28 protein-coding genes and 2 tRNA genes are annotated in these 26,942 nt (G+C 29.4%); 11 read left to right on the forward strand and 19 right to left on the reverse strand.

Going from position 1 to position 26,942, the window contains the following annotated elements; all coding sequences use genetic code 11:
* Positions 1 to 1,215 carry a DNA polymerase IV gene (gene dinB, locus WG945_RS16930; protein ID WP_068449838.1) on the reverse strand — a complete coding sequence of 405 codons (1,215 nt, stop codon included), beginning with the start codon at positions 1,213 to 1,215 and terminating at the stop codon, positions 1 to 3.
* A gap of 52 nt (positions 1,216 to 1,267) precedes the next feature.
* On the opposite strand from dinB, the gene WG945_RS16935 reads away from it, so the two are divergent.
* A complete protein-coding gene (locus WG945_RS16935; protein ID WP_068449839.1) occupies positions 1,268 to 2,041 on the forward strand; it encodes an XRE family transcriptional regulator in 774 nt (257 codons plus the stop codon).
* Here the strand turns inward: WG945_RS16935 and WG945_RS16940 are convergent.
* From WG945_RS16940 to WG945_RS16950, 3 genes are all read right to left on the reverse strand, one after another.
* Entirely contained in the window at positions 2,012 to 2,686 is a 675-nt protein-coding gene (locus WG945_RS16940; RefSeq protein WP_068449840.1) for a hypothetical protein, read from the reverse strand. The genes WG945_RS16935 and WG945_RS16940 overlap by 30 nt on opposite strands.
* Positions 2,686 to 4,056 carry a tyrosine-type recombinase/integrase gene (locus WG945_RS16945; protein ID WP_068449841.1) on the reverse strand — a complete coding sequence of 457 codons (1,371 nt, stop codon included), beginning with the start codon at positions 4,054 to 4,056 and terminating at the stop codon, positions 2,686 to 2,688. The genes WG945_RS16940 and WG945_RS16945 overlap by 1 nt, the downstream gene beginning before the upstream one ends.
* Positions 4,057 to 4,109: 53 nt before the next feature.
* Positions 4,110 to 4,183, reverse strand: a tRNA-Met gene (locus WG945_RS16950).
* A gap of 108 nt (positions 4,184 to 4,291) precedes the next feature.
* On the opposite strand from WG945_RS16950, the gene WG945_RS16955 reads away from it, so the two are divergent.
* Together WG945_RS16955 and WG945_RS16960 are read left to right on the forward strand one after the other, a co-directional pair.
* Entirely contained in the window at positions 4,292 to 4,675 is a 384-nt protein-coding gene (locus WG945_RS16955) for an START-like domain-containing protein (RefSeq protein ID WP_068449842.1), read from the forward strand.
* A gap of 164 nt (positions 4,676 to 4,839) precedes the next feature.
* Positions 4,840 to 5,673, forward strand: coding sequence for an aminotransferase class IV (locus WG945_RS16960; RefSeq protein ID WP_068449843.1), 834 nt, complete (start codon positions 4,840 to 4,842; stop codon positions 5,671 to 5,673).
* Here the strand turns inward: WG945_RS16960 and WG945_RS16965 are convergent.
* From WG945_RS16965 to WG945_RS16985, 5 genes are all read right to left on the reverse strand, one after another.
* A complete protein-coding gene (locus tag WG945_RS16965) occupies positions 5,670 to 6,227 on the reverse strand; it encodes a YqgE/AlgH family protein (protein ID WP_068449844.1) in 558 nt (185 codons plus the stop codon). The two genes, WG945_RS16960 and WG945_RS16965, sit on opposite strands and share 4 nt — an antisense overlap.
* Positions 6,228 to 6,320: 93 nt before the next feature.
* Entirely contained in the window at positions 6,321 to 6,593 is a 273-nt protein-coding gene (locus tag WG945_RS16970; RefSeq protein ID WP_068449845.1) for an HU family DNA-binding protein, read from the reverse strand.
* A 187-nt stretch (positions 6,594 to 6,780) separates the two neighbouring features.
* Positions 6,781 to 7,734 (reverse strand): methionyl-tRNA formyltransferase, encoded by a 954-nt coding sequence (gene fmt, locus WG945_RS16975; protein ID WP_197482082.1) that lies wholly within the window; start codon positions 7,732 to 7,734, stop codon positions 6,781 to 6,783.
* Between the two features lie 2 nt (positions 7,735 to 7,736).
* Positions 7,737 to 9,629 (reverse strand): RecQ family ATP-dependent DNA helicase, encoded by a 1,893-nt coding sequence (locus WG945_RS16980; protein WP_068449846.1) that lies wholly within the window; start codon positions 9,627 to 9,629, stop codon positions 7,737 to 7,739.
* The gene (locus WG945_RS16985) at positions 9,626 to 10,168 is read right to left on the reverse strand and encodes an AAA family ATPase (protein WP_068449847.1); all 543 of its coding nucleotides are present in this window, start codon (positions 10,166 to 10,168) and stop codon (positions 9,626 to 9,628) included. The genes WG945_RS16980 and WG945_RS16985 overlap by 4 nt, the downstream gene beginning before the upstream one ends.
* Before the next feature lie 95 nt (positions 10,169 to 10,263).
* Between WG945_RS16985 and WG945_RS16990 the strand changes: the two genes are divergently transcribed.
* From WG945_RS16990 to WG945_RS17010, 5 genes are read left to right on the forward strand one after another with little or no spacing between them, the layout of a single operon-like run.
* A complete protein-coding gene (locus WG945_RS16990; protein WP_068449848.1) occupies positions 10,264 to 10,545 on the forward strand; it encodes a DUF493 family protein in 282 nt (93 codons plus the stop codon).
* Between the two features lie 11 nt (positions 10,546 to 10,556).
* Positions 10,557 to 12,191: a peptidylprolyl isomerase gene (locus WG945_RS16995; protein ID WP_068449849.1), complete on the forward strand. Its 1,635-nt coding sequence runs from the start codon at positions 10,557 to 10,559 to the stop codon at positions 12,189 to 12,191.
* Positions 12,191 to 13,036, forward strand: a complete 846-nt coding sequence (locus tag WG945_RS17000; RefSeq protein ID WP_068449850.1) for a hypothetical protein — start codon at positions 12,191 to 12,193, stop codon at positions 13,034 to 13,036. Before WG945_RS16995 ends, WG945_RS17000 begins: the two co-directional genes overlap by 1 nt.
* A complete protein-coding gene (locus WG945_RS17005; protein ID WP_068449851.1) occupies positions 13,002 to 14,384 on the forward strand; it encodes a peptidylprolyl isomerase in 1,383 nt (460 codons plus the stop codon). Before WG945_RS17000 ends, WG945_RS17005 begins: the two co-directional genes overlap by 35 nt.
* A complete protein-coding gene (locus WG945_RS17010) occupies positions 14,384 to 15,337 on the forward strand; it encodes an AAA family ATPase (protein WP_068449852.1) in 954 nt (317 codons plus the stop codon). Before WG945_RS17005 ends, WG945_RS17010 begins: the two co-directional genes overlap by 1 nt.
* Positions 15,338 to 15,417: 80 nt before the next feature.
* Here WG945_RS17010 and WG945_RS17015 read toward each other — a convergent pair whose 3' ends face one another.
* Genes WG945_RS17015 through WG945_RS17025 form a run of 3 tightly spaced genes read right to left on the reverse strand, consistent with a single transcriptional unit; the run spans position 15,418 to position 17,493 of the window.
* A complete protein-coding gene (locus tag WG945_RS17015; protein WP_068449853.1) occupies positions 15,418 to 15,957 on the reverse strand; it encodes an RsmD family RNA methyltransferase in 540 nt (179 codons plus the stop codon).
* Complete coding sequence (locus WG945_RS17020; RefSeq protein ID WP_197482083.1) at positions 15,954 to 16,790, reverse strand: DUF3822 family protein; 837 nt, start codon at positions 16,788 to 16,790, stop codon at positions 15,954 to 15,956. The genes WG945_RS17015 and WG945_RS17020 overlap by 4 nt, the downstream gene beginning before the upstream one ends.
* The gene (locus WG945_RS17025) at positions 16,759 to 17,493 is read right to left on the reverse strand and encodes a hypothetical protein (protein ID WP_068449854.1); all 735 of its coding nucleotides are present in this window, start codon (positions 17,491 to 17,493) and stop codon (positions 16,759 to 16,761) included. The genes WG945_RS17020 and WG945_RS17025 overlap by 32 nt, the downstream gene beginning before the upstream one ends.
* Before the next feature lie 105 nt (positions 17,494 to 17,598).
* Between WG945_RS17025 and WG945_RS17030 the strand changes: the two genes are divergently transcribed.
* The gene (locus tag WG945_RS17030; RefSeq protein ID WP_068449855.1) at positions 17,599 to 19,023 is read left to right on the forward strand and encodes an ATP-dependent DNA helicase; all 1,425 of its coding nucleotides are present in this window, start codon (positions 17,599 to 17,601) and stop codon (positions 19,021 to 19,023) included.
* Positions 19,024 to 19,168: 145 nt separating this feature from the next.
* Here the strand turns inward: WG945_RS17030 and WG945_RS17035 are convergent, their stop codons facing one another.
* A complete protein-coding gene (locus WG945_RS17035; protein ID WP_068449856.1) occupies positions 19,169 to 20,119 on the reverse strand; it encodes a lipid A deacylase LpxR family protein in 951 nt (316 codons plus the stop codon).
* 93 nt (positions 20,120 to 20,212) lie between these two features.
* Here WG945_RS17035 and ppk2 (WG945_RS17040) point away from each other — a divergent pair, with 93 nt between their 5' ends.
* Positions 20,213 to 21,067, forward strand: a complete 855-nt coding sequence (gene ppk2 / locus WG945_RS17040; protein ID WP_068449857.1) for a polyphosphate kinase 2 — start codon at positions 20,213 to 20,215, stop codon at positions 21,065 to 21,067.
* A gap of 7 nt (positions 21,068 to 21,074) precedes the next feature.
* Positions 21,075 to 21,854, forward strand: a complete 780-nt coding sequence (gene ppk2 / locus WG945_RS17045) for a polyphosphate kinase 2 (RefSeq protein ID WP_068449858.1) — start codon at positions 21,075 to 21,077, stop codon at positions 21,852 to 21,854.
* 68 nt (positions 21,855 to 21,922) lie between these two features.
* On the opposite strand, the gene WG945_RS17050 is transcribed toward ppk2 (WG945_RS17045), so the two are convergent.
* The 6 genes from WG945_RS17050 to WG945_RS17075 all read right to left on the reverse strand — a co-directional run bounded on the left by WG945_RS17050 (position 21,923) and on the right by WG945_RS17075 (position 26,895).
* Positions 21,923 to 21,995, reverse strand: a tRNA-Gly gene (locus tag WG945_RS17050).
* A gap of 65 nt (positions 21,996 to 22,060) precedes the next feature.
* Positions 22,061 to 22,507 (reverse strand): GNAT family N-acetyltransferase, encoded by a 447-nt coding sequence (locus tag WG945_RS17055; protein WP_068449859.1) that lies wholly within the window; start codon positions 22,505 to 22,507, stop codon positions 22,061 to 22,063.
* A gap of 193 nt (positions 22,508 to 22,700) precedes the next feature.
* On the reverse strand, positions 22,701 to 23,342 hold the full coding sequence (locus tag WG945_RS17060) for an alpha/beta hydrolase (protein ID WP_068449860.1): 642 nt from the start codon (positions 23,340 to 23,342) through the stop codon (positions 22,701 to 22,703).
* A gap of 21 nt (positions 23,343 to 23,363) precedes the next feature.
* On the reverse strand, positions 23,364 to 23,690 hold the full coding sequence (locus WG945_RS17065) for a hypothetical protein (protein WP_068449861.1): 327 nt from the start codon (positions 23,688 to 23,690) through the stop codon (positions 23,364 to 23,366).
* A 5-nt stretch (positions 23,691 to 23,695) separates the two neighbouring features.
* Positions 23,696 to 24,949 carry a dihydroorotase gene (locus WG945_RS17070; protein WP_068449862.1) on the reverse strand — a complete coding sequence of 418 codons (1,254 nt, stop codon included), beginning with the start codon at positions 24,947 to 24,949 and terminating at the stop codon, positions 23,696 to 23,698.
* A complete protein-coding gene (locus tag WG945_RS17075) occupies positions 24,946 to 26,895 on the reverse strand; it encodes a BatA domain-containing protein (protein WP_068449863.1) in 1,950 nt (649 codons plus the stop codon). The genes WG945_RS17070 and WG945_RS17075 overlap by 4 nt, the downstream gene beginning before the upstream one ends.
* Between the last annotated feature and the right edge of the window lie 47 nt (positions 26,896 to 26,942).

Consider the following 26,942-nt stretch of genomic DNA (forward strand, 5'->3'; position numbering starts at 1 on the left):
TTATTGTTTTCTATGTGCAAGAACCAAAGGAGGTTCTCCATTAAAAGGATTGCTAAAACGACCAATAGATTTTGCTCCCATAGAAGCTGCTCTCATAATACTTTTATCTCCATATTTATTTCTAACGGTATCCATTGCATTGTATAAATCCAATAGTTGCTCCGTATCATCAAACAAATTAATTTGGTAATTACCACTTACAATATCAGATACTTTTACACCCACCAATCGAATTAATAATCTTCGTTGATATAATTTTTTAAATAATTCTAAAACAGCAGGAATGATAATGTGATCTGCACTTGTATAAGGAATTTTTATTTGTTTGTTATACGTGTTAAAATCTGAATATCTAATTTTCACACTAATTACACCTGCCAACTTATCTCCTTTTCTCAATTGATAAGCTAAGTTTTCTGCCATTGCAAAAATGGTTTCTTTTAACTTTATCATATCAATAGTATCTTTTGTGTAGGTTCTTTCTGTGGATAAAGATTTACGTTCATGAAAAGCAATAATGGGTGGATTGTCTATTCCATTGGCTCGTTTCCAAATAGTTTTTCCATTTTTCCCCAAAACGCTTATCATCATTTCTAAAGGCATTTCTTGAATTACTTTTATTTTTTCAACACCTAAATTCCTTAAAATTTGATACGTTTTTTCTCCAACTGATGGAATTTTACGAATTGATAATGGTGCCAGAAATTCTTTTTCAAAGCCTGCATCAATCAACAATTTATTATTGGGTTTTGCTTCACCTGTTGCTACTTTAGATACGATTTTGTTTTGTGACATTCCAAAAGAAATAGGCAAACCACTTTCTTTTATAATTCGCTGACGTAATTCAGAAGCATATTTATAGCTTCCAAAAAAAGCATCCATTCCAGAAAGGTCTGCATAAAATTCATCAATACTCGCTTTTTCAAAAATGGGTACTTTTTCTTTGATGATTTCTGTAACAATATTTGAGTATTTAGAATAAATACTCGTATCTCCTCTAATAACAATTGCTTCAGGACATAACTTTCTAGCAATTTTCATAGACATGCCTGAATGCACTCCAAAAGTTCTTGTTTCATAACTACAAGCAGCCACAACTCCACGATCTCCTGTTCCGCCAACTAACAACGGTTTATTTTGCAAACGACTATCAATCAATCGTTCACAAGAGACAAAAAAAGTGTCTAAATCGAGATGTAAAATATTTTTCTTCACGGTGTAAAATTAGGTACAAATTCATACATTTGTTGCTCAATATTGTAGCATTATGAGTAGTTTATCAAAAAACATCAAACATTTAAGAAGGTTAAAAGGGCTAACACAAGAGTTTTTGGCGGAAGAATTGTCGGTAACAAGATCAAGAATAAGCTCTTATGAAGAGAGTAGGTCGTCACCTAGCATAGAATTTTTGATAGATTTTTCTGATTACTTTAAGCTGCCAATAGATATTATTGTAAGAAATGATTTGACAAAAGCAAAAGATGTTTCTTTTATTGAAGTCGGAAACAAAAGAGTACTATTTCCGATAAGTGTTGATACTGAAAATGAAAATTTGATTGAGGTGGTTTCTGCAAAAACTTCTGCTGGTTATTTATTGGGTTATGATGATCCTGAATATATTGAACAATTGCAAAAAATAAAATTACCTTTTTTACCAACAGGAAAACACAGAGCTTTTCCTATAAAAGGAGATTCTATGTTGCCTATGAAAGATGGTTCTTATGTAGTAGCTGAATTTGTAGAAAATATTACAGATGTTAAAAATGGAACGTCTTATATCATAGTCACTAAAAATGATGGTATGACCTACAAACGAGTGTATGATCAAATTGAAGAAAAAGGAAGTTTACTTTTAAAACCAGATAACAGAGAATATCAGTCTTATGAAGTTCCCTTAGAGGAAGTTTTAGAACTTTGGAAATTTACTTGTAGCATAAATACGCAAGAGTATGAAGAACACGAACTAAAATTGAGTAGTATTATGCAAATGTTTAATGGATTAGGGGTGGAATTAGAGGCTTTGAAGAAGTCTTTGGTTTAGTAATTTAGGGTCTAAGTTAAATACTGTTTCAAGTAGAAAATTTTGCGATTCGAGATCAGAAATTAGTTTTTCTTTATTTTTTTTAGGTGCCTTTTTTGTTTTTTCTTTCTTAGTGATGTTTTCAGTTAAAAAGGCATTAGGGTCTATCTCTCTTTTATACCTCTCTATATAAGACGGAAAAGCTTTGTCTATAGATTGCCTATGTTCTTTAAAATAGGAGGATTGTAGAGAGAATAGACTGTAATATTTTTGATAATCATTTTTAAATCTTCTCTTAATATCGCCTAACATTAAGTCAGAAAAATAATCCATAGCCATTATATGGTCTTTATAGTTTTCTAAAATAAATATAAATTGATTTTCATTTAAGTCGTTGTGTAAATCAACTAATTCAAACAAATTCTCTCTAAGTTTTGTGTTTTTTTTTAGAATGTCGAACGTAATTTCATTTTCATCCATAAATATAACTTCCATTTTTTTACTTGCATAGGCAATCCTATCAAATAACCATTCAATAGCATGAATTTGTTCTTTTTCTAAGTAGTGGCTGAAGTAGTCTAATGGTGCGTAAAATACAAGAGGGTAACTAGCTTTATCTCTTAACTTATTATAAATTTCACTATTTTTATTCTTTTTATTTTTCATTATTTTGAGAATAAATTAGAATAATCTTTAGGTAATTCAGCGTCAATATTTCTTAAATACTTTTCTAAAGAGGTCATAGATTTATGTCCAGTTATTAACATCAATTCACTTTTAGCTTCAAAAGGAGATTTTGTTTTACGAAGGTTATTGTATAAAACAAATATAAATGTATGTCTAAAACTATAAATAGTATAATCTCCATCTAGCTGAAAATGTTTTTTTACAATTTTAAACCTTTTAGAGAAGTGGTCCCTACGGTTGTTGTCTGTAGCTATCCAAAAATCTCCAAACTTATTCGGAGAGAAAAGGTAAGTTTCTTTATCAAGTTTACTTAAATCGGGCAATTCTTTTAAAAGTATGTCTGGTATTATTTTAGTTTTTAAAGGACTATTTTTGGCTTTAAACTGCATTGTATTATTTTCTAAATCAATGTCTTTTATTTTTAGTCGACAAATCTCTACGGGTCTGATTAAAGAATAAGAAACAAATTTTATAAATAAAGACATTATTTTATCTTCTTTATCTAGATAATTGAATATTTCTATTTGTTTCTCTTCTGTAAACCGTTTGTGTTTTTCTGGTTTAGTTTTCAAAATAGGGATACCTATAATATAATTTTCCTTAACGTATTCATTATTTTTAAGAACTTGAAATAAGCTGCCTAATTCTACTCTATAATTATTGTGGTTTCTAGCACTTGTATTTAAAAGGATACTATTTAAGTAAGATACAAGGTCTTGCCTATTAATTTCTGAAATATATTTTATCTCAGGTTTCGTTTCTGCTAACCATTTTGTAAAATGAATACTTTTTCTTTTATAGTCATAAATTGTATTTTCTTTTACAACTTTTGCTTTTAGGTCTAAAGCAAATTCAAAAGCATCATTAATTAATAGACTATTAATATCTTTTTTATATTCTGTTGTTCTTTTATCAGTAGGTTTCTCTTCGATATTTTTGTCTAAAACTATTTCTTTAGCAATTTTTTCAATAGTTTTTTTTTGTGCTGTCTTTGGTACTACTTTTTCTTCCTTAGGAGGATTAATTTCATTGTATAATTCTTCATTATTTCCAAAAGGGTTATATCCCTTCTTTAATAGAATGAGTAAATTTTTTCTATGTGAAGTTAAAATAGCTAAACGTTCTTCTTTTGTTTTATAAAAATTTGCTTTTCCATAAATATTTTGCATTCTTTTTAATTTACCCGTTTTAGGGCATCTAAAAGAAAAATAAACATACCATCGTTTTGATAAATTTTCTTTAGCAGAATATATTTTGGGAATAGAGAATTGTTTTTTGTTTTCCAAATCGTGTTCTAAATCGTGTTCAATTTTGGAGTTAAAGGTAAGGAATTCTTGAATGTTATGCATAAAAAAACAGTTTAGCATGAACTAAACTGTTGTTTTGTAGGTGATTTTACTTGTAGCGAGAACGGGATTTGAACCCGTGACCTCAGGGTTATGAATCCTGCGCTCTAACCAACTGAGCTACCTCGCCATTTGTTTGAGGCTGCAAATATAATAGAATTTTACAAACTGACAAGAAGTGTTTTAAATTTTTTTAAAATAAAATTATTAACTATCTTGTCAACCTAAGAAAATAATAATGGATAAAATAAAATTCGAATTAGAAATTTCAATTCACGCATCACCTCACATGTTGTATCAGTACATCTCATCTCCTTCTAATTTACAAGAATGGTTTGCAGATAAAGTTAACTCTAGAGGTAAAGAATATAGTTTTACTTGGGAAGGAGAAGAAGAAATTGCAGAATTAATTACTAAGAAAACAGATGAGCGAATTCGTTTTAAATGGTTAGAAAGTGAAGGGGATGATAGTTTTTTTGAAATTAAAATTCAAGTAGATGCTTTAACAAAAGATGTTTCTTTAATTATTACAGATTTTGCTGATGATGAAGATGATGTAGAAGAAGCGAAACAGCTATGGGAAAATCAAATTGATGAATTAAGACACACTATAGGTGCTTAAGTTTTAACCTTTAATAGGTAGCAGTATTATTCTGTTAAAAACTTGAAGTATTTTGTGGTTCAATACATATTATTAAAATATAAAACTCAACATTATTGTTGAGTTTTTTTATGCTAAAATATTTTAAAAAGCATTAATTTTGCAAGGCTAAAAAAAATGTATTTATGATTAACTTTAATGGAGCGTTATTAAATCCAGAAAATATAAAATTATCATCAGAAAATAGAGCTTTTAAATATGGGGATGCCATTTTTGAGACTGTAAAAGTGATGCATAAAAAAGTGATTTTTTGGGAAGATCATTATTTTAGATTAATGGCCTCTATGAGAATGTTACGTATGAAAATTCCTATGGAATTTACTTTAGAATTTTTAGAACAAGAAATTTTAAAAACAGTTGCAGCTCAAGGTGATGCAAATACATATAGAGTTCGTTTAAATATTTTTAGAAAAGACGGTGGTTTGTATACGCCTAAAACTAATAAAATAGATTACACTATAGAAGCTTCAGAAAGTTCTTATCAGATAAAAGAAACTTATTCTTTAGATGTTTATAAAGATTTCTACAATTACTCAGGGCTTTTATCAACCATAAAAACCAATAATAGAATGCTGAATACTTTGGCTAGTATTTTTGCTGATGAAAATGATTTAGACAATTGTATTTTATTAAATGAAAAAAAGGGAGTAGTAGAGGTAACTAACGGAAATATATTTATAATTAAAGGAGGTGTTATAAAAACGCCAGCACTTACAGAAGGTTGTATAAAAGGTATTATTCGTAATAAAGTGATTGATATTTTGTCTAAAAACAAAGATTTTACATTAGAAGAAACTTCAATATCTCCTTTTGAAGTACAAAAAGCAGACGAAGTATTTATTACAAATGCAATTATTGGTGTTCAACCAGTTACTGGTTATAAGAAAAAAGTATTTACTACGGAAGTTGGAAAAAAAATAGCAGGTAATTTAAAAGTATTACAAATTACAGGTGTTTAATTTAAGTTGAAATCACTAGGAGCATTTGCCCAAAGCTTATAATTGCCTCCTTTTTGTAATAATTTATTTTTCCATAGGCTTTCATTGTCCATAGAAAAAATATTTTCGAAATCATTGTCGCCAACAAACCACGAATTTTGATTCATTTCTTGGTCTAGTTGTTCTTTACCCCAACCAGAATAGCCTAAGAAAAAACGAATATCAGATACTTTTAAGGTATCAGTATTTAATAAGTCTTTTAAACACTCAAAGCTTCCTCCCCAAAATATTCCGTTGGCAACTTCTATACTATCCGGGAGTAGCTGTGGAACTTTGTGTACAAAGTATAAATTATCTTGTTCTACAGGACCTCCTTGATATACAGGAAAATCACAATCAATCTCTGGTAGTAGATCATTAATCGTATAATCTAGAGGTCTATTTAAGATAAAGCCAACAGAATTAATTGCGGTATGTTCTGTTAGTAAGACTATGGTTCTATTAAATGCGCTATCATTTAAAATAGCAGGTTCTGCAATTAATAATTTACCTTTATTTAGTTTCAAGTTTTGTATATGTAAAAGTTATGTTAAATATAATAAAAAATTCCATAAAAAAAAACCCTCTTAAAAAAAGAGAGTTTTTATATACTTTAAAAACTATATGTTTTAGTTTACAGCGTCGCTTAAACCAGCTCCAGCTTTAAATTTAGCTACGTTTTTAGCAGCGATTTCGATAGTTTTTCCTGTTTGAGGGTTTCTTCCTGTTCTAGCAGCTCTGTTAGAAACAGAGAATGTACCAAAACCAACTAAAGCAACTTTATCACCACCTTTTAAAGCAGAAGTTACATTGTCTGTAAAAGATTCTAATGCCGCTTTAGCTGCTACTTTAGAAATTCCTGCATCAGCAGCCATTGCATCGATTAAATCTGACTTGTTCATAATAAATAAATTTTTTTAAAATTAATTGTATATTTTTTGCTTAATAGCTTAACAAATATAGATGGATTAAGGGTTTACGCAAATTTGAGTGCAAAAAAAGCACCTTTTTGTTAATAAATATGTGTAAATTGTTAATAAAGGTAGTTGTAAATCACAAAAACCTATAAAAACCTTACAGATAAAGGCTTTAGAAGACATTCGCTTCAGAAGAAAAAGTATAGCCATTTAGTAAACTTTTTGCATCCATTTTTTTCTTTCCAGATAGTTTTATTTCATCAATAATAATGAAACCGCCATTAACAGCCACTTTTAATTCTTTTTTTGTGGCTATAATTTTACCAATGGTATAATTATGAGGTTCTTCTTCATTGCTTTGTTTTCTAATTGCATAAATTTTAGCAGCTATCTCTTCTTTTTCATTTATTATAGTGGTCCAAGCTGCCGGAAAAGGATTTAAGCCTCTAATCTTATTATAGATATTGTCTAAAGTATCTGTCCAATCTATTCTACAGTTTTCTGGGTTTAATTTAGATGCAGATTTTTCTTCTAAATCGGGTTGCTTTGTAGTTGTTACTTTTTCCGTAGCAATTAAGTCTATTGTTTTTGCAACCAAATCGGCTCCTAAAAACATTAGTTTATCATGTAATGTACCAACAGTTTCTGTTTCTGAAACAGCTATTTCTTCTTGTAAGATAATTTCTCCAGTATCAATTTTATCATCAATAAAAAATGTGGTAACCCCTGTTTTAGTTTCTCCGTTTATAATTGCCCAATGTATTGGTGCTGCACCTCTATATTCTGGTAATAAAGAAGCGTGTAAATTAAAGGTACCATATTTAGGCATTTGCCAAACTACTTTTGGTAACATTCTAAAAGCAACTACAATTTGTACATCTGCATTTAAATCTTTCAACTCCTTATTAAAGTCTTGGTTTTTTAAATTGGTAGGTTGTAAAATAGGTAAGTTTACCGAAGTAGCATATTTTTTTACTGCAGACTCATTTAACTTTCGTCCTCTTCCTGCAGGTTTATCAGATGCTGTAATTACACCAACTACATTATAATCATTTTCTACCAAATGCTTTAAAATAGTAACAGCAAAATCTGGAGTTCCCATAAAAACAATACGCATGTCTTTCATAATTAGTTGTTTAATTGGTATTTATTCTGATGATTAATTTTTATTTTATCATCTGTTAATAGTTGTCGCAAATGTATTAAAATGTCTTTTTCATTTGCTACTAAAGAGGCACTAATTTCTTGTGATGATAAAACTTGTTGCTCCTTTAATAGTAATAGTATTTCTGATGATAAATTTTTAATAGGTTTTCTGTTTTCTGAAATACAAACATCACAAATGCCACATTTTTCTGTTTTTATTTCATCAAAATAACTTAAAACTTGATTGCTTCTACAAATAGTATTGTTTTGTATAAAAGCAATTAAATCTTCTGATTTTTGTTTTTTCTGATGGATGAATTGCTTCATTTCTCTAGAGCATCTATTAATGGTGTAATCATCTTCTCTAGGAAGTAGAAAAACAAGCTCCGTATCATTTTTTACAGGTTTATATTCAATAATATTGTCGTTTTCTAAACGTTTAAAATTAGCTAAAACAAGATTAGTAGTGAGACCCGATTTTTTAGCGATAAAAAATTCATCAATTTTTACCTCCTCTTCAAATAAACCTGCATAGGTTCTTAATATGGAATTGGTAAAGTTTTTAATCATAGGATTTTTATCCAAATAATTTAAAACCGTTTTACTATTCACAATAAATTGCAACGTAGATTTTTTGTTATACTGATTGCTAATTTCTATAATTCCATTATTGGTTAATATTTTAAGGGCAGTATCTACCTTTAATACGGAATACTTATACTTTTTAGAAAACTCTAAAAGGTTAAAAGAATAAGACTCTTCGCTCAACTCACCTAAATAAATTCTAAAATATTGATATAATTTTTTATGGATTTCTTTAATTTCACTGATACTTAACAGCGTTTTTTCTAAACGGTCTTTAAATAATAAAACATCACTTTTATTGTATAACAAAACCGCAAATGACTTTTTACTATTTCTACCAGCTCTCCCTGTTTCTTGTACGTAATTCTCGATACTTGTAGGCAAATCTAAGTGAATCACCAAGCCAACGTTAGCTTTGTCAATTCCCATTCCAAAGGCATTTGTAGCCACCATAATGGGGGTTTTCTCTGTCATCCAGTTTTCAAAAGAAATGTTTTTTTCTACGGATGATAAACCTCCATGATAAAAAGAACTTTTAAAATTATTTGCATTTAAAAACGAAGCAATCTGAGTCGTTTTTTTTCTAGAATTGACATAAACAATTGCAGGTGTTTTCGTTTTTGTAAAAATTTGAAGTAAACGTTGCAATTTGTCTTCAATAGTAAAAATTTGATAGGCTAAATTTTCTCTAAAAAAAGATTTTTTAAAAAGTATAGGTTCTTTTAATTCAAGGTTTTTAGCAATATCTCCAAGAACTTTCTGATTTGCCGTTGCTGTTAAAGCTATAAAAGGAATATCGGGTTTAAGCTCTCTTAATATGTTGATATTTCTGTAAGAAGGTCTAAAATCGTGTCCCCATTCAGAAATACAATGTGCTTCATCAATGGCAATTAAGTTGATGTTTAATTCTTTTATTTTTTGTTGAATAAAGTACGATTGTAATCTTTCTGGAGAAAGGTATAAGAATTTTATGCTTCCAAATTTAACATTGTCAAATAAGGTAATCATTTCATCTTGTGTAGAACCCGATTTAATAGTTGTGGCTTTAATGCCTTTTTGCGTTAAGTTTTCTACCTGATCTTGCATTAAAGCAATTAATGGTGAAATAACTAAACAGACACCTTCTTTGGCTAAAGCCGGAATTTGAAAGCAAATAGACTTTCCGCCACCTGTTGGCAACAATGCAATGACATCTTTTTGTGCTAAGGATGCCGTAATTATTTCTTCTTGTTGTGGCCTAAACTCAGAAAAACCCCAATATTTTTTTAATATTTCTTTAGGCGAAATCATAAATCGCAAGCAAGCGAATTAATTACAAAATCGGTTCTTTCTTTTAAAGAACCAAAAGGAACATTAATAATACAATAGCCTAAATCTGTATAAGATTTCATCAAAAAGCGATCAATTTCTATGGTTTCTTCAAAAGATTCATAACGTTCATTATCTGTCGTGTGAATGTCTTCCCACGGCGAGAAATGAAAAATCTTACTGTATTTGTATAGATTGCTTTTTTCAAAGAAAGTAGCAGGATATTCTGTTTTAAAAAAGTCCATATAGGCATGAACATCCGGAATTCCTCTATCAAAAAAAACAAGGTCTTCGTTGCTTTTACTTGCTTCTAAAAATTGTTTTTCTCTGCCTTGTAAAAGCAGTTTACTAAACAATAAAGGTTCAGTTAAAAATAATTGATCGATTCCTTTTTTTTTAGCTTCTAGAGTAACTTCTCTAGATATTTCTGGCATACAAAAACACCCTCTTTTTACTAATTCATTTATAACGGAGGTTTTTCCTGTTCCGGGTCCACCTATTAAGACTATTTTTTGCTGCATTTCACAAAAATAAATGATTCCCTTTATAAAACTAATTTTTAATGTAATTTTGTGTCTTGTTATTTATAATTAATTTATAATAAAGAAGTGTTTTTATGAGTGATAAAAAAGAATTTTATACAAAGTTAAAAGACCAATTAGACGATACAACTAACTTTCCTGCAGACTATATGTATAAATTTATTGTACCTACAGATGGCAATCAGGTTCAAGAGGTAGAAGATTTATTTAATGATTCTGGGGCAGTAATTAACACAAAAAAATCTAAGACAGGGAAATATGTGAGCGTTTCTATCGTATTAAAGATAGAAAGTTCTGATAAAGTAATTTCTTATTATTTAAAAGCTGAGAAAATTAAAGGAATCATTTCATTATAATTAAGTCGTTTATGAAAAGAATAGTTTTATTATTTGTTTTAAGTGTCTCCATTTCTGTCTTTTCTCAAAAGAAAGACAAAACATTAATCACCATAGATGGTGAAAAAACAACTGTTTCAGAATTTAAAAGAGTCTATGAAAAAAATTTAGATGCTATTGATAATGAAGAAGCAAAAAGTGTTACTAAAAATTTAGATTTATACATTAATTATAAGCTAAAAGTAAAAGAAGCTTATGCTATTAATTTAGATACGTTGCCATCTTATAAAAGAGAAATGGAATCTTATAAAAATCAGCTTTCTGCACCGTATTTGCAAGACACTACTTTTATAGATCAATTGGTAAAAGACGCTTATTTTAGAACTAAAAATCAAGTAAAAGCAAAACATATTTTAATAAGATTACCAAGAGAAGCGTCTCCAAAAGACACTTTAATGGTTTATAATAAAATCTTAGAATTAAGAGACAGAATTATAAAAGGAGAAAAGTTTGAAGCAATAGCGGCACAATATTCTGAAGATAGATCTGCCCAAGATGATCCTAAAACAGGTAGAAAAGGAAATGGTGGTGATTTAGGGTATTTCTCTGCTTTTAGTATGGTGTATCCTTTTGAGGTTGCGGCATACACAACTAAGGTGGGCGACGTTTCTATGCCTTTTAAAACACAATTTGGATATCATATTTTACAAGTTGATGACGTAAAAGAATCTAAAGGAGAAATTGAAGCTGCACATATTTTAATAAGAGATACCACTGCGGTTGGTAAAATAAAGATAGATAGTATTTATGCCAAATTAAATAATAAAGAGAGTTTTGATGATTTAGCAAAACAATACTCAGAAGATCCAGGATCTAAAAATAATGGAGGTAAATTAGGTAAGTTTGGTGCAGGTAGAATGGTAAAACCATTTGATGATGCAGCTTTTGCTTTAGAAAATATAGCTGATTTTTCTAGACCATTTAGAACTCGTTTTGGTTGGCATATTGTACAATTGATAAAAAAACATCCTATTAAGTCTTTTGATGAATTAAAAAATGAATTAAAAGAAAAAGTAAAAAAGAGCTCTAGAATGCAGTTGTCTGAAATGGCAGTTGTAAATAAATTAAAAAAAGAGTACACTATTACGGAGTTTGAAGAAGCTAAAAAGATTTTAGATAGAAAAAATCTAAGAGCAATTCCTAAAGATTCATTACAGAATACTATTATTAGTATCAATGGTAAAAATATTACGCAAGAAACTTTTATAAGCTATATTAGAAATAGAAGGCACTTAGCTGTTTTTAAACTTTTTGATATGTTTAAAGAAGAACAAATTCTAACGTACTATAAAGAGAATTTAATTCATACAGAACCAGAATACGCATATACATTAAAAGAATATGAAGATGGTTTGTTACTTTTTGAATTGATGCAAGAAAAAATTTGGACAAAATCTTCTAAGGATTCTATTGGATTACAAAAGTTTTTTGAAACACAAACTGATAAATACAAAACAACAGACTTAAAAAGTGTTAAAGGACAGGTTATTAATGACTACCAAACCTTTTTAGAAAAAAATTGGATTGCAGACTTAAGAAAGAAAAGTAAAGTTAAAGTGAGTAAAAAGGAGTTGAAAAAATTAATTAAATTTTACGAAAATAAATAATGAAATACATCGCTTTTCTTTTTTGTGTAGTGTTATTTTCTTCTTGTGAGTTTTTTACAATGAAAGAAAAGGAAATTAACACCTCAGAAATTGTGGCTACTGTTAATAAAGAAAAGCTTTATAGAGAAGATTTGGTAAATGTATTACCTAAAAACATATCTAATATAGATAGCATTGTGTTGGTGAAAAGCTATATTCAAAATTGGGCAATTAAAAGACTCTTTTTAGAAAAAGCTAAGAATAATATTTCTTTAGAAACGGTGAACCAAATTGATGATTTAGTTAAAGACTATAAAGAAAGCTTATTAATAAATAATTTTAAAGAACAACTGGTAAAACAACAATTAGATACTGTAATTTCTGAAGAGGAGTTGACATCGTATTATTTATTGAATAAAGAAAACTTTAAACTAAATGAAGAGCTAGTTAAAATAAGATATCTTCATGTAGACAATAATATTAAAGATAAAAAGAATATTCTGAAGCTTTTTAAATCGGATGATGTTAGCGATTTAGAAAGATTAGAAAAACAAGAGTTAAGTTTTAAATCACATCAATTTAACGACTCTGTTTGGACTCAATTAGATAACATTTTGTTAAAACTGCCTTTTTCAAAGGAAAAACTGTTAAAAAAAACAAAATTCATCGAAAAACAAGACTCAATAGGTTTATATTTGGTGGCTATAAATGACGTCTTAGAACGTAATTCTATTGCGCCATTAAGTTATATAACACCAACTATAGAACAAATGATTTTACATAAACGTAAAATTGAATTATTAAGAGAGATAGAAAAAATAATAGTAAAAGATGCAACACAGAACAACAATTTCAAAATATATTAAAACCTCAATTTTTACCTTTTTTCTAGGTTTTTTAGGATTGCAGACTTTTGCACAAAAAGTAAAAATAGATGGAGTAGCCGTTGTTATTGGTAAAAACATCGTTTTAGATTCTGATATTGCTAAGTTTAAGCAAGAAGTAGAAGTAAGAAGCGAAGGGAAAGTAAAGATAACAGACTGCGAAATGCTAGAAGAATTAATGCAACAGAAATTAATGGCACACCACGCAGTGGTAGACAGTGTTACTGTTTCTGATGCTGAAATTTCTGATAAAGTAGATAGAAGTATTCAATACTTTACACAACAATACGGAAATATAGAGAAAGTAATTAAAGCCTATGGTTTTAATGATTTAGAAGATTTAAAAAAGGAATTGACTACAGTTCAAACAGAAAATCTTTTAATTGAAAAAGAACAATTAAAAATTACAGAAAAAATAGATGTTACTCCAGAAGAAGTACGCTTGTATTATAATGGATTAAAAGAAAAAGGAGAATTACCTCAGTTTCCTGCAGAGATAGAATTGGCTCAAATAGTTTTAACAGCAGTCCCTACAAAAGAAGAGACAGAAAGAGTTATTGCCAAATTATTAGAAATTAAAAAGGATATAGAAGAAGGTTCTAACTTTAGAATGAAAGCTATTATTAATTCAGATGATCCTGGTGTTACTAATAATGGAGGAGAATATACAGTGACAAAAGAATCTGCTTTTATTAAAGAATTTAAAGAAATGGCTTTTACTTTAGATGTGAATCAAGTATCTAAACCATTCAAATCAGAATTTGGTTATCATATCATGCAGTTGCATGCAATAAAAGGAAATACAAGAGTAGCTTCTCATATCTTAATGCAACCAGACGTTCCTGATTCAAAAATGAATGAGCTTAAAGAGAAAGCAGATAGTATTGTCTTAAAAATTAGAACTGGAATTTTAACTTTTGATGAAGCTGTTAAAAAATATTCTGATGATGCTGATACTAAGAATAGTGGTGGTCTTATAATTAACCCTTCTACGGGAGAGTCTAAATTCGATTTAACAAGAATGGATCCTGCTTTTTATGCAAGAGTAAGTGATCTTAAAAAAGGAGAAATGACAGACCCTTTTTATGATGAAGAAAGATCTGGAGATAAAATGTTTAAGTTCATTTTAATGAAAGACAGAACAGATACACATGTTGCAAATATTATTGATGATTACGTTAAAGTACAACAATTAGCGCTTCAGAAAAAGAAAGAAGAAACCATTACAAAATGGTCTAAAGAAAAAATAAAAGATACTTATATTAACATCGGACCTACACATAGTAAATGTACGTTTGATAAGAACTGGAAAAAAGCAGTAAATAAATAATGTCTGACGTTAAAGCTGTAAAAGACTTAGTAGATAAATACAACGCGCTAAAAACAGAAATAGGTAAAGTAATTATTGGGCAGCATGAAGCTGTTAATTTCACTTTATTATCTATTTTTTGCGGAGGTCACTCGTTATTAGTAGGTGTACCTGGTTTGGCTAAAACCTTGTTAGTAAATACAGTGTCAGATGCTTTAGGGTTGCATTTTAAAAGAATACAATTTACACCAGATTTAATGCCTTCTGATATTTTAGGAAGTGAGATTTTAGATGAAAATAGACACTTTAAATTTATTAAAGGACCTCTTTTTTCTAATATTATTCTTGCGGATGAAATTAACAGAACGCCTCCAAAAACACAGGCCGCTTTATTAGAAGCAATGCAGGAGCGCTCTGTAACCGTTTCTGGAAATCATTATAAATTAGATTTACCGTTCTTTGTGTTGGCTACACAAAACCCAATTGAGCAAGAAGGAACTTATCCTTTACCAGAAGCGCAATTAGATAGGTTTATGTTTTCTATTTATTTAGAATATCCTTCATTTAAAGAAGAGGTAGCAGTTGTAAAAAGTACAACAGGTAATAAAAGTGCTACTATAAATCCATTATTTTCTGCAGAAGAAATTGTGGAAATTCAAAAACTAATACGTAAGATTCCTGTTGCAGATAATGTAATCGAATATGCTGTTGGTTTAGTTGGTAAAACAAGACCAAAATCTAAAGAAGCAACAGATTTAGTAAAGTCTTACTTAGATTGGGGAGCAGGTCCAAGAGCGTCTCAAAACTTAATTTTGGCAGCAAAAGCACATGCAGCTGTAAATGGAAAGTTTTCTCCAGATATCGAAAACGTGAAAGCAGTAGCAATCCCTATTTTATCGCATAGAATTGTAAAGAATTATAAAGCGGAGGCAGAAGGAATTACTGTTGCAGATATTATAAAGTCTCTCTTGTAGATCGATTTTATTTTTCATTCATAAAAAAAAACACGGTAAATGCCGTGTTTTTTTTATGGATAAAATCTTAATTGATAAAATTATTCGTTTTCAAAGAAGCTAAATACATTTCCTCCGTAACGCTTATCATAACTATGTTTCTCGTGTTTAGAAAGGTCGGTGTGTTTAGAGTGTTCTACAATTAAAACCCCTTCTTCTTTAAGAATGTTATTTGTAAAAACTAAATCTACTATTTTTAAAAATTGTTCTTCTTCAAAATCGTAAGGAGGATCTGCAAAAATAACATCTGCTTGTAAAGAAGTCTTTTCTAAAAATTTATAGACATCACTTTTAAAAGTGTTTATTGGTAGTTCTAAAGTTTTTGCTGTTTCATTAATGTATTTTATACATCCAAAGTGGGCGTCTATGGCATAAATATCTTTAGTTCCTCTAGAGCCGAATTCATAACTAATGTTTCCTGTACCAGAAAAAAGATCTATAACAGCAATACTATCAAAGAAATACGTGTTGTTTAAGATGTTAAATAACGATTCTTTTGCCATATCTGTTGTGGGACGAACAGGTAGGTTTTTAGGCGCTGATAAACGTCTGCTTTTGTGTTTTCCGGAAATTATTCTCATGAATTTAAAAGGATATAATTAGAATGTTTAGAAGCATCTAATTCATTAAAAATTTTGTTATTACTCTCTAAAAAAGCAACATTTCTAATGTATTGATACGTGATTTTGTATATTTCAGATTCCGGCTCAATATCTCCCGTAAAAAATAAAGCAATTTTTTCTACATCTAGTTTTAATTGTTCGAATGTAAATAAGATGTAATAGATAAAATCTTCTTTTGTTTGAAAGTTAAATGAATTTGAAAATTGCAATTCTTTATTTTGTAGTATTACAATATCGTAATTTTCTTTAGAAACATTGACAAAGACTTTTTTCTCATTAGAATTATTAGACGAAATTAATTTTTCAATTAAAATAGTTAAATGGTGTTTGTATTCAAACTCTCCAAAATTTTGAAATAAGTAATTGTTAATATTTACATATGGTACATATACATTTTTTGCATGTATGCTTTCTATATCATCGTAAGCAATAAAATCTGTTGCTAATGTTTTAATATTAAAATTAAGATAGTCAGAAAGGATGTCTTCAGAAAAATATTGATTAGGTACTATTGAAAATAAATTGTTTTGATGAATAACTAATACAGAAGAAAAATCTTTTTGTAGATGAATGTCTGTTTTAAATATTTCTTCTATTTTTTTTAAGAGACTTTCTGGGGTTAATTGTTTTTCATTAAAAACATATTCCGAAAAGTAACTTGTTTCTTTTGTACTGTTATTTATGATACAAAAAGAAAATCCATCCAAATTAAATTGGATGGATAACTTTGTATCTTTTGTGTGTGTTACAGTATTTCTACTATTCTTCTTTATCACTGTCTTTTTTATCATAAGATGGAGGCCAATTACCACCAGTTGAAACTTCATCTAAAGAACCAACAGAAACATATTCTCCTTTAATTTGGTCTGTTGCAATTTGCTCTAATTCTTGTTTTAAAAGAGATTCATTCATTCCTTTTAAAATGTCTTGTTTAGGCGTTTTAACATAAAAAGTTGGTACTACCATTCCTGGTACTTTTTCTACTGTTCCTACTTCAATCTCAAATTCTTTTCCTTCTACACCAGGTACTTTGAACATTTCTTTGTAGTTTTTTCCTTTAAAATACTTAGAAACTGGCTCGTAACCGATAGTATCTGTTTTTCTTTTTTCTACATCAATAATAATTCCACCACCTCTGTTTTCTTTCTCTACAATAGTTTTAGTTTCTGTTAAGGCTAATTGTGCCGTATCAATAAACTTTATTAATGCATTTTTGTCTTTAGTGTATTGTCCTGTTACTTCAAAATGTTTAACTTCTGCATCTCTTATTATTTTTAAGTTTTCTACAACTTTGCTGTACTTGACCACTTTGGTTTTGTTAAAAATAATAGGCTCCATAATACCGTAGTATATCTTAGAAACTAAAAAAGCGGTTAAAGCCAAAAGTAATATAGAGGCAATCCACCTTAATTTTAATGGTAAAAATTTAACTATAATAAAAGCTAGTAATATTGCAACTAAAACAGCTGCCAAAATCATTCCAAGTAATCCCATTGTTAAGTATTTTTTTTAATAGTCCTAAGGCAAATCTACAATTTTTTTTTTATGATAAAAACTTTTATTTACAATTCAATGTATCTTTGTTGTATTAATTTTTATATGATAAATAAAACAGCCGATTTTTACGCAGAATTATTGAAAAAATTTCAATTTTCTCCAACAACTAAACAGAATAAATTATTAAATCTTTTAAGTGATTTTAGTTTTACAGAGGATACAGATGCTTTGTTTTTACTAAAAGGGTACGCAGGTACCGGAAAAACAACAAGTATTAGTGCTTATGTTAACAGTTTAGGGGCTATTGGTAAGAAAGCAGTTTTATTAGCACCAACAGGTAGGGCTGCAAAAGTAATTTCTGTATATTCTAAAAGACCTGCATTTACCATCCATAAAAAAATATATTTCCCCAAAAAACAATCAAATGGTGGTGTAGGGTTTGTTTTGCAACCCAATAAACATAGAAATACTATTTTTATTGTTGATGAGGCTTCTATGATTCCAGATAGTAGACAGAACCAGAAATTGTTTGATTCTGGCTCTTTGCTAGATGATTTAATCAGATATGTGTACTCGGGGCATCAATGTAAATTAATATTTATTGGAGATACTGCACAATTGCCTCCTGTAAAATTAAATATCAGTCCTGCTTTAGAAGAGGATACTTTGGTGTATGATTATCATAAAAACGTAACAGAAATAGAATTAGATGAAGTAATGCGTCAGCATGAAGATTCTGGTATTCTTGCAAATGCAACTTTATTAAGGTTAATGATTCAAAATGATGCCATTAATTTTAAGTTTGATATTAATTTTCCAGATATCGTACGGTTAGATGATGGTTATGATATAGAAGATGCGTTAGTTACTGCCTACGATAGTGATGGAGTAGAGGATACAGCGTTTATTGTTCGTTCTAATAAAAGAGCGAATGAATATAATCAACAAATTAGAATGAAAATTCGTGGGCAAGAAAATGAAATTTCTGCAGGTGATTATATAATGGTTGTGAAAAACAATTATTTTTGGCTAAAAGAAAATTCAACCGCAGGTTTTATTGCCAATGGTGATATTTGTGAAGTTTTAAAAATATTTTCGATTAAAGAATTGTACGGTTTTAAATTTGCTGAAGTAGAAGTCCGTATGATTGATTATCCAGATATGCAGCCATTTGAAACTGTTTTATTGTTAGATACTTTAACAAGTGAATCACCTTCTTTAACTTATGATGAATCAAACAAATTATATCAGGCTGTAAAAGAAGATTACGCACATTTAAAATCGAAGTCTAAACAGTTTATGGAGATTAAAAAGAATTTGTTTTTTAATGCATTACAAGTTAAATTCTCTTATGCGATGACATGCCATAAATCTCAAGGTGGGCAATGGAAAACAGTGTTTATTGAGCAGCCTTATTTACCAGAGGGTGTGTCTAAAGAATATTATAGGTGGTTGTACACAGCATTAACTAGAGCGCAAGAAAAATTATATTTAATTGGTTTTAAAGATGAGTTTTTTGAAGAGTAATTACGTGATCCATTATTACAAATATTTATCAACAATGATTCTTTGCACATCGTTAAAAATAACCTTTTTAAAGCTGCGTTTTATTACGGGTGTCATTATATTGCTAAAGTAAAAAGAAAACTAAATACGGTTTCGGAAAACTATTTTAATGTAGCAGGTAGTTAATGGCTATACGTCCGTATCTGTGTCCGTTTGTAAATCGTAAATCTTTAGACTTGCTTGTGTTGTAGTGGAACGAATATCCAAAGTTAAATCGATTTGCTGTAAATTTTAATCCTAATTCAAGGTTAAAAACGACAGGCATTAAATCGTTGGTGATTGGACTTGTGTCATTTAAAAAACTTCCTTGCAAAGTTGCGTCATAGATTGCGTAGCGTAATGTTGGTTTTATGTAGAAAAAAGATTCTACTTCTCTAAAATAATTGGTTTGTTCATTATTTAGATTAGTGTCAAACGCAATAGAATTTGCTAAATTTTGCAGAGGCTTTAGTCCGATTCTACCACACGCCCCCGTAGAAATATTAGTGTAAACAGTCCCTAGATTTACATTGTTAGTCCAAGTAATATCAAAATTACTATTCTTGTTTTTTACAATGGTTTTTAAATATTCAGCATTAAAGTTTAATGCAAAAGCATTTTTTATTTGATATTCCCAACCTATCGCTTGTTTAAAGCCATAAATGTTATGTATAAGTTCTTGTAATTCCTCTGCATAAGAATTAGCGCCAATTACTCCAATTTGAGCAGTGGTGTTAAAAACTTGGTTATTTTTATAGACTCTTTTTATTCCAAAACTTCCGTATAAATAGCCTGCAAAAGGTCTATCGTGGTTGCTTACATCTTGCACTGTAGCTTTAAACGGGGTATACATTTCGTGGTTTATTTTCCATTCTAATATTCGTTTCTCTAAAGACTCTTTTTTGTTTTTAGAAAGATAGCTATAGCTTAAGAAAACCCCACTTGTATAATATCGATCTCTAAGAGCAGAAACATATAAATCGTTATCTGTAATAAGACTAATTTCTTTTGAGAATTTTTCTTGAGCAATCGAAAATGAAGATATAAAGAGAGCTAGACTAAGTATTAAGTATTTCATAATTAACAAATATAAAATAACTTATTTAAAATGATTTTTTTTTCATGTATTTCTAAAAAAAAGTAGCTATTTTAGTCCTAGTAAATAGAATTTATGGAAATTAAAGAAGGATTAAGTTCAGAAGACTTTCAAAGTGTTAAAAATAATAAAGAGTTATTAGCACTTATAGGTGAAAAGAATGAGGCTTGTAAGAAAGTGAAAAAAACGATTATATATAATGAAGAACTAAGGTTACTTCAAATAGAGCTAGTTAAATTACAACGATGGATTTCTAATACCAACCAGCGTGTTGCCATTATTTTTGAAGGACGAGATGCAGCTGGTAAAGGTGGTAATATTCGTAGATTTATGGAGCACCTAAATCCGCGTTCTAGTAGATTGGTTGCCTTAAATAAGCCTACAGAAATAGAAAAAGGACAATGGTATTTTCAGCGCTATATAAAAGAGTTGCCAAACCCTGGTGAAATTGTTTTTTTTGATAGAAGCTGGTATAATAGAGCTGTTGTAGAGCCTGTTATGGGGTTTTGTTCAGATCAACAATATAAAGAGTTTTTGGTGCAAGTGCCCGAGTTTGAGCACATGATGTATGAGGATGGTGTTGTTATCATTAAGTTTTGGTTATCTATAAGTAAAGATGAGCAGCTAAGGCGTTTTGAGGGAAGGAAAGAAAATCCATTAAAAAGATGGAAATTTAGTCCTGTTGATAAACAAGGTCAAATTCTTTGGGATAGATATACGCATTATAAGGGAGAAATGTTCTCAAAGACACATACTTCTTATAGCCCTTGGATGATGATAAAAACGAATGATAAAAAAGTAGCAAGACTAGAAGCTATTAGACATGTTTTATCTCAATTTGATTACGAGGATAAGGAAGCCAAAACAATTTTAACACCAGATCCTAATGTTGTAATGCGTTACTATAGGTCTAACACTAATATAGATTAAATTTAATATGGAAATATCACCTAAAAATTTAAAAAAATTAAATTCTAAGAAAGGTTTATTAGCGCTGTTGTCTAAAGAACCTCTATATATAGAAAGAGCCATTAGATATGTAGATTATCAAAGAAAGCTTGAAAGTTTACAAGTGGAGTTGATACGTTTACAAAAATGGGCGATTAATAATAATGAAAGAATAATTATTGTTTTTCAAGGTAGAGATGCTGCAGGAAAAGGAGGGGCTATTAGAAGGCTTACAGAGCGTATTAATCCACGTCACATGCGTATTGTTGCGTTACCAAAACCTTCCGAAGATGAACAGTCTCAATGGTATTTTCAAAGATATGTAGAGCAGTTTCCTAAAGCAGGAGAAATAGTGTTTTTTGATAGAAGTTGGTACAATAGAGCGGTTATAGAGCCAGTGAATGACTTCTGTACCCAAGATGAGTATAATATTTTTATGAACCAGGTAAATGATTTTGAAAGAATGATTTTAGAATCTGGAATTCATTTAGTAAAAATATATATGTCGATTTCTAAAAAAGAACAAGCAAAACGTTTTGCGGACATAAAAAGCGATCCATTAAAGCAATGGAAAATGACCAAGTTAGATGAAAAGGCTCAACTGCTATGGGACGATTATACAGAGTATAAGAAAGCGATGTTTCAAAAAACACATACAGAGCTTTCTCCTTGGAAAATAATTAGAGCAAATAGAAAAACGGAAGCGCGTGTAAATGTGATTAATCATATTTTAAATCGTATTCCTTATGATAAGAATTTAGAGGTTTAAAAAACCAAAAATTCTTTTTAATATTTTAAGCAAAAAAAAGACTTCATATGAAAATATGAAGTCTTTTGAGCGAAAGACCGGGTTCGAACCGGCGACATTCAGCTTGGAAGGCTGACGCTCTACCAACTGAGCTACTTTCGCATTATTGGTAAGCGGTTGCAAATATAACATGTTTTTTAATATCTGCAACCTTTTTTTGAAAAAAATTAATAAAATTTTTTATCGTCTCGTAATACCTTTAAAAAATGGAAGCCATAGATGTTGTATCCTTCATTATAATAGAACTTATGAGATTTAGGATTGCTAGAATATGCATTTAATTCAATAGCTTCACAACCTTTATTTTTAACATGATTGTCAATCCAGTTAAAGAGTTGTTTTCCAAGTCCTTGTCCTCTTGTGGCTTCGTCAATTATTACATGATCTGGTTCTACAGATTTACCTATATAGTGTCTTGTAGAGTACCAAAGACCAGATATTCCTACTAGTTTTTCATCTACATATAGCCCGATACATTCGTAATTTGTATTTTTTGATATTTCTATAACTCTTTCTTTTAATATGTCTAAAGGAGTTTTTGTGTTTAATTTTGTTAAAAGCTGAATTATTGTCAAAATATCTTCTGCGTCAATTACTTTTATTAGTGTATTCATGCGTTATAATTTAATAAAGTATGTATTGTTGGTCTTTATTTGTACTTCAAATTCTACAAAAAGTTATATTTTGTCTATTGCTGAATTTAATTTGTTTGTAAATAAAAACCTCAAACGAATGTTTGAGGTTTTTATTAATCTTATTCGTTAGTTTTATTAGACTAGGTAGTTCGTTTATCTTAAGTATAGAAAATTACAAACGTTCTTCAATCCAGGTTTTAAAACTGTAAAAATTTTGTGGAGCAACACCATGCCCAACAGGATATTCTGAATACACATTTTTAAGCCCTAAATTATCTAAAAAAGGTTTGCTTTTTCGTGCCCATTCTATTGGGATAACTTGGTCTACAGTTCCGTGAGAACAATAATAATCAGTTTCTATTTCTTTTGAAATAGCAGTTGGTAGCAATTCTGTGTTTACATATGCGCTTAAAGCAATTACGTGTTGCACTTTATTTGGGTAGAAAAAACTTAAAGAGTAACTTAAAGCTGCTCCCTGACTAAAACCTAGTAAAAAAGTTTTTTCTGGATTTGTGTTGTATTTTGTTTTTACTTCATCAATAAAGATGGCAATTTTATCTATAGACTCTTTTGCTTGTTCTAAATCTGAGAACTTACCATTTATATCATCAAAATTAATAGCGTACCAAGCGTAGCTTCCGGCACCTAGAGTATAAGGTGCTTGTGCACTTACAATTAATAATTCGTCTGGTAATTCTTCAGCAAAAGAAAATAAATCTTGCTCATTGCTTCCGTAGCCATGTAGTAAAACTAATAAAGGCGGGTTTTTAGCAATTTTTTTGGGTTGTCTAACTATGTATTGTAGATCGCTCATTTATATTCCTTTTTAATATAATTATATGTTTTTAAACCATTCTTGAAATTGGTCTCCAATTACGGGAATCGTTTTTTCTTCACCTTTAACGGCTCCAATTAAAGAAATAACCCATAATACTAATAATATAGCACTTACAATTATTCCTGCTGTTCCTCCTATAAACTTATAAATGATCCATCCGTTTAAAAATTGAGCCAAGTTTAAACCAACCATTTGTCTGATATAGAAATTAGCAAAAGAATTCTTTTTACTGTTGTTCATAAAAAAAGCAATGATTAAACCAATAACCCATAAATGACTTATAATTGCTGTTGTTTTACCTTCGTTTACTGTTTGGTTTATCATGCTGTTTATTTTAGTATTAATTGATTATTTGCGTAAATTCCGTAGGCTTTTCCCTTTAATTTTTTATCTAAAAAAGCACTGTTTTTAGAGGTTGATAAAATATCTGCTCTTGTAAAAGTATAGTTATGTTCAGGGTTAAATAAAGTAATTTCTGCTTTAGAGTTTTCTTTGATAGAATGGTTTTCTAAGCCAAAAACACTTTTAGGTTTGCTTGTAAGGTTTTCTATAAAGTCTTGTAAGTTTAAAACTGAATTAATTGCTCCAAAAGCACTTTCTAAACCGATAGTTCCGTCTTTAGCTTCACTAAATTCTAGTTTTTTTTGCTCGATGTCAATTGGGTTGTGGTCTGAAGTGATAATATCGATAACTCCAGATTTAATTCCTTTTATCAAGCTTTTTAAATCGGCTTTTGTTCTTAAAGGAGGGTTTACCTTGTAGTTGCTGTCAAAACCATGTAGTTCATCGTCAGATAAAGTTAAATGATGTATAGCAACACTACAAGTAACTTGCAGTCCTTTCTTTTTTGCTTCTTTAATTAGCTCAACAGATTTTGTGGTAGAAATGGTTGGAATATGTAATTTTCCGCCTGTATATTCTAATAAATATAAATCTCTTGCAATTTGTATGTGTTCTGCTAAAGTAGGACTTCCTTTAAGGCCTAATTTTGTGCTATTAACACCTTCGTTTGCAATTCCTTCTCCAGCAATTGAGTTGTTTTTAGGGAAACTGAAAACCAAACCGTCAAAATTTTGAGCATACAAAAGCGCAATTTTCATCAAGTTGTCGTTTGCAACTGGTTTATTGTAGTCAGCAAAAGCAATTGCTCCAGATTGCTGCATGTCGTACAACTCTGCCATGTCAATACCTTTGCTGTTTTGCGTAAGTGCAGCAATAGGGTATAGGTTTGTGGCAAATCCGTTTGCTTTGTTTCTTAAGAATTCAACGGCAGCCTTATTGTCTATTACTGGGTTTGAGTTTGCGTTTACTGCTACAGATGTAAAGCCACTTTTTGCAGCAACGTCTAATCCGTTTTTAATGTTTTCTCGTTCTTCGTAGCCAGGTTCTCCAAAAGATACACTGGTGTCAAACCAACCGCAAGAAACGTGTAAATTATCTAGTGCTACCACTTGGTAATTATTGTTCTCTATGGAATCCTCAATTTTAGTAATGATTCCGTCGGTAATAAGAATGTCTTTTTGTTGTTGATGATATGGGCTTGAAGTGTCTATAATCGTTGCCGATTTTAAAAGCGTGGTCATGGTTTATAGAATTTTAAAATCAAAATTTCTAATAGCAAAGATACAATTGCCAACGATAAAAACCATTTCCAAAGCCAATGAACTTTATTTTTTTTGTTGATTTTTTTAAAAACGTCTGCAACTGAATTAGAAACTGTAATGTTTTTGTTGGTTTCTTTGAGTTCGTTTAAATCAAGAAAGTTTAACAAACTTTCTTCTTTAGCATAATTGAAAGCGATTTTTTGAATTGTGTCCGCATCTTTTATGATGTTATAAAAGCCAGATTTTAATGGTTGTTCTTTTGTAGTAATACTTACTTTGTTTTGAAATTTCTGTTGTAAAGGAATGAAAGAATTTTCGGAATTCGAAATTTTTAAAACCTTATCTTTTTCAGTATTTATTTCGATGTCAATAATGTTTTCTGATGCAATTCTATAGAATAATTTTGGGTGTTTAAAACTGAGTTTTCCGAAGTTGTAAAATACAGGAACGATTAAAGGAGAATTGATGAAATTACTATTTTTTATATCTAAGGAACTTGAAATCCAAAAGACCTTATTTTCTCTATTTTTAATTTCAGAAATGAAAGAAGTGCCATTTTCAAAAGCTACAATTGTACTTGTGTTATTTGAAGTGATAGGATAATAGTGTTGCACTGTTGGATATTGAAAGTTAGTCACTTTTTTTGAAAACACATTTTGAAAAAGAGGGTGATTGAAATTGATATTTGTAATTTTTAAAGTGTCTATTTTTTTAGGTTGAATTTTCCTTAAATTTAAGTTTTTAAACAAAGAATTATAAGCTTTTAAATTCAAATTTTTATGTGGGATAATTACAAGGATTCCTCCGTTTTTAGAAAATTCAATAATTTTTTTTGATAAGATTTCAGAAATATTTTCTACTTCATTTAGTATGATTAATTGCTGTTTTAAAATAGAATTATAATTGGTGTTTTGAACCGTAGATTCTGTTAGGTTAAATTCGTTTTTGGTATAAATTTTAGCAAGAAAATTAGCCTTGTTTCCAATCGATAAAACATTGATTTTTTGATCGTTTTTTAGAGTAAAAAAAAACACGTTATCAAAGGCGAAAGTATCACTGAAATTAAGTGCTATTTTTCCATTAAATTCTGGTAGATTTTGAATTTTAAATTGAATGGTTTCTAGGGTGTCTTTTTTAAAAGAGGAGGAGAGTTTGCTAATTAGTTTATTGTTGTTGTAAACAGCAATAGGAATGTTGCTTTTTGCTTCCCCTTGGTTTTTAATAAGAACATTGAGTGTAAAATTATTGGCATTAGAATTATTTACAAAAACACTGTCTATAGAAATGTTGTTTTTTATAACAGATTCTAGTTTTATGGCCGAAAAAGGGGGTGTTACATTTGTAAACTCGTTTTTGTAAGTGTTTTGTAAATCAGATATTAATACGGTGTTATTTGAAGTGTTTGTTTTGTTTTTTGTTTTGGAGTCGAATTTTAATAAAATGGTAGCTAAATCTATTTTTTTTGAAGTTTCTTTAACTTGTAATAAGATGTTTTTTAGTTCTTTCTTATCTATTCTATCGTAGAAATTAGAATTTGTTTGCAGCGAATATACATCTTTTTCTGATGCGTTTTCTATAATTTCTTGGGCTGCTATTTGTAATAAGTTTCCTTTTATACCCTTTGTGTTTGTACTTAAAGAGTTGTCTAGATAGATGAAATTATGTTGTGTTTGACTTGCTGTTTTATTGCTGAAATAAGGCTGAGAAAAAGCAACAATAATAGCTGTAAGTAAAAGCATTCTTGTACTAAGTATTAACCATTTTTTTATGCGTGAACTTTTACGTGTTTGTTGTGCTAATTTTTGTAAAAATGCTACGTTTGTAAAAGGGACTTTTATGAATTTTTGTAGTTGAAAAAGATGCACTATAATCGGGATGATTAACAGTGTTAAAAAGTATAATATTTCTGGGTTTTTAAATTGCATTTATGGTAATTAGATGTGATTTAAAAATAATTAAATTTATAAAATAA

Source organism: Polaribacter atrinae (assembly GCF_038023995.1).
Classification (GTDB): domain Bacteria; phylum Bacteroidota; class Bacteroidia; order Flavobacteriales; family Flavobacteriaceae; genus Polaribacter; species Polaribacter atrinae.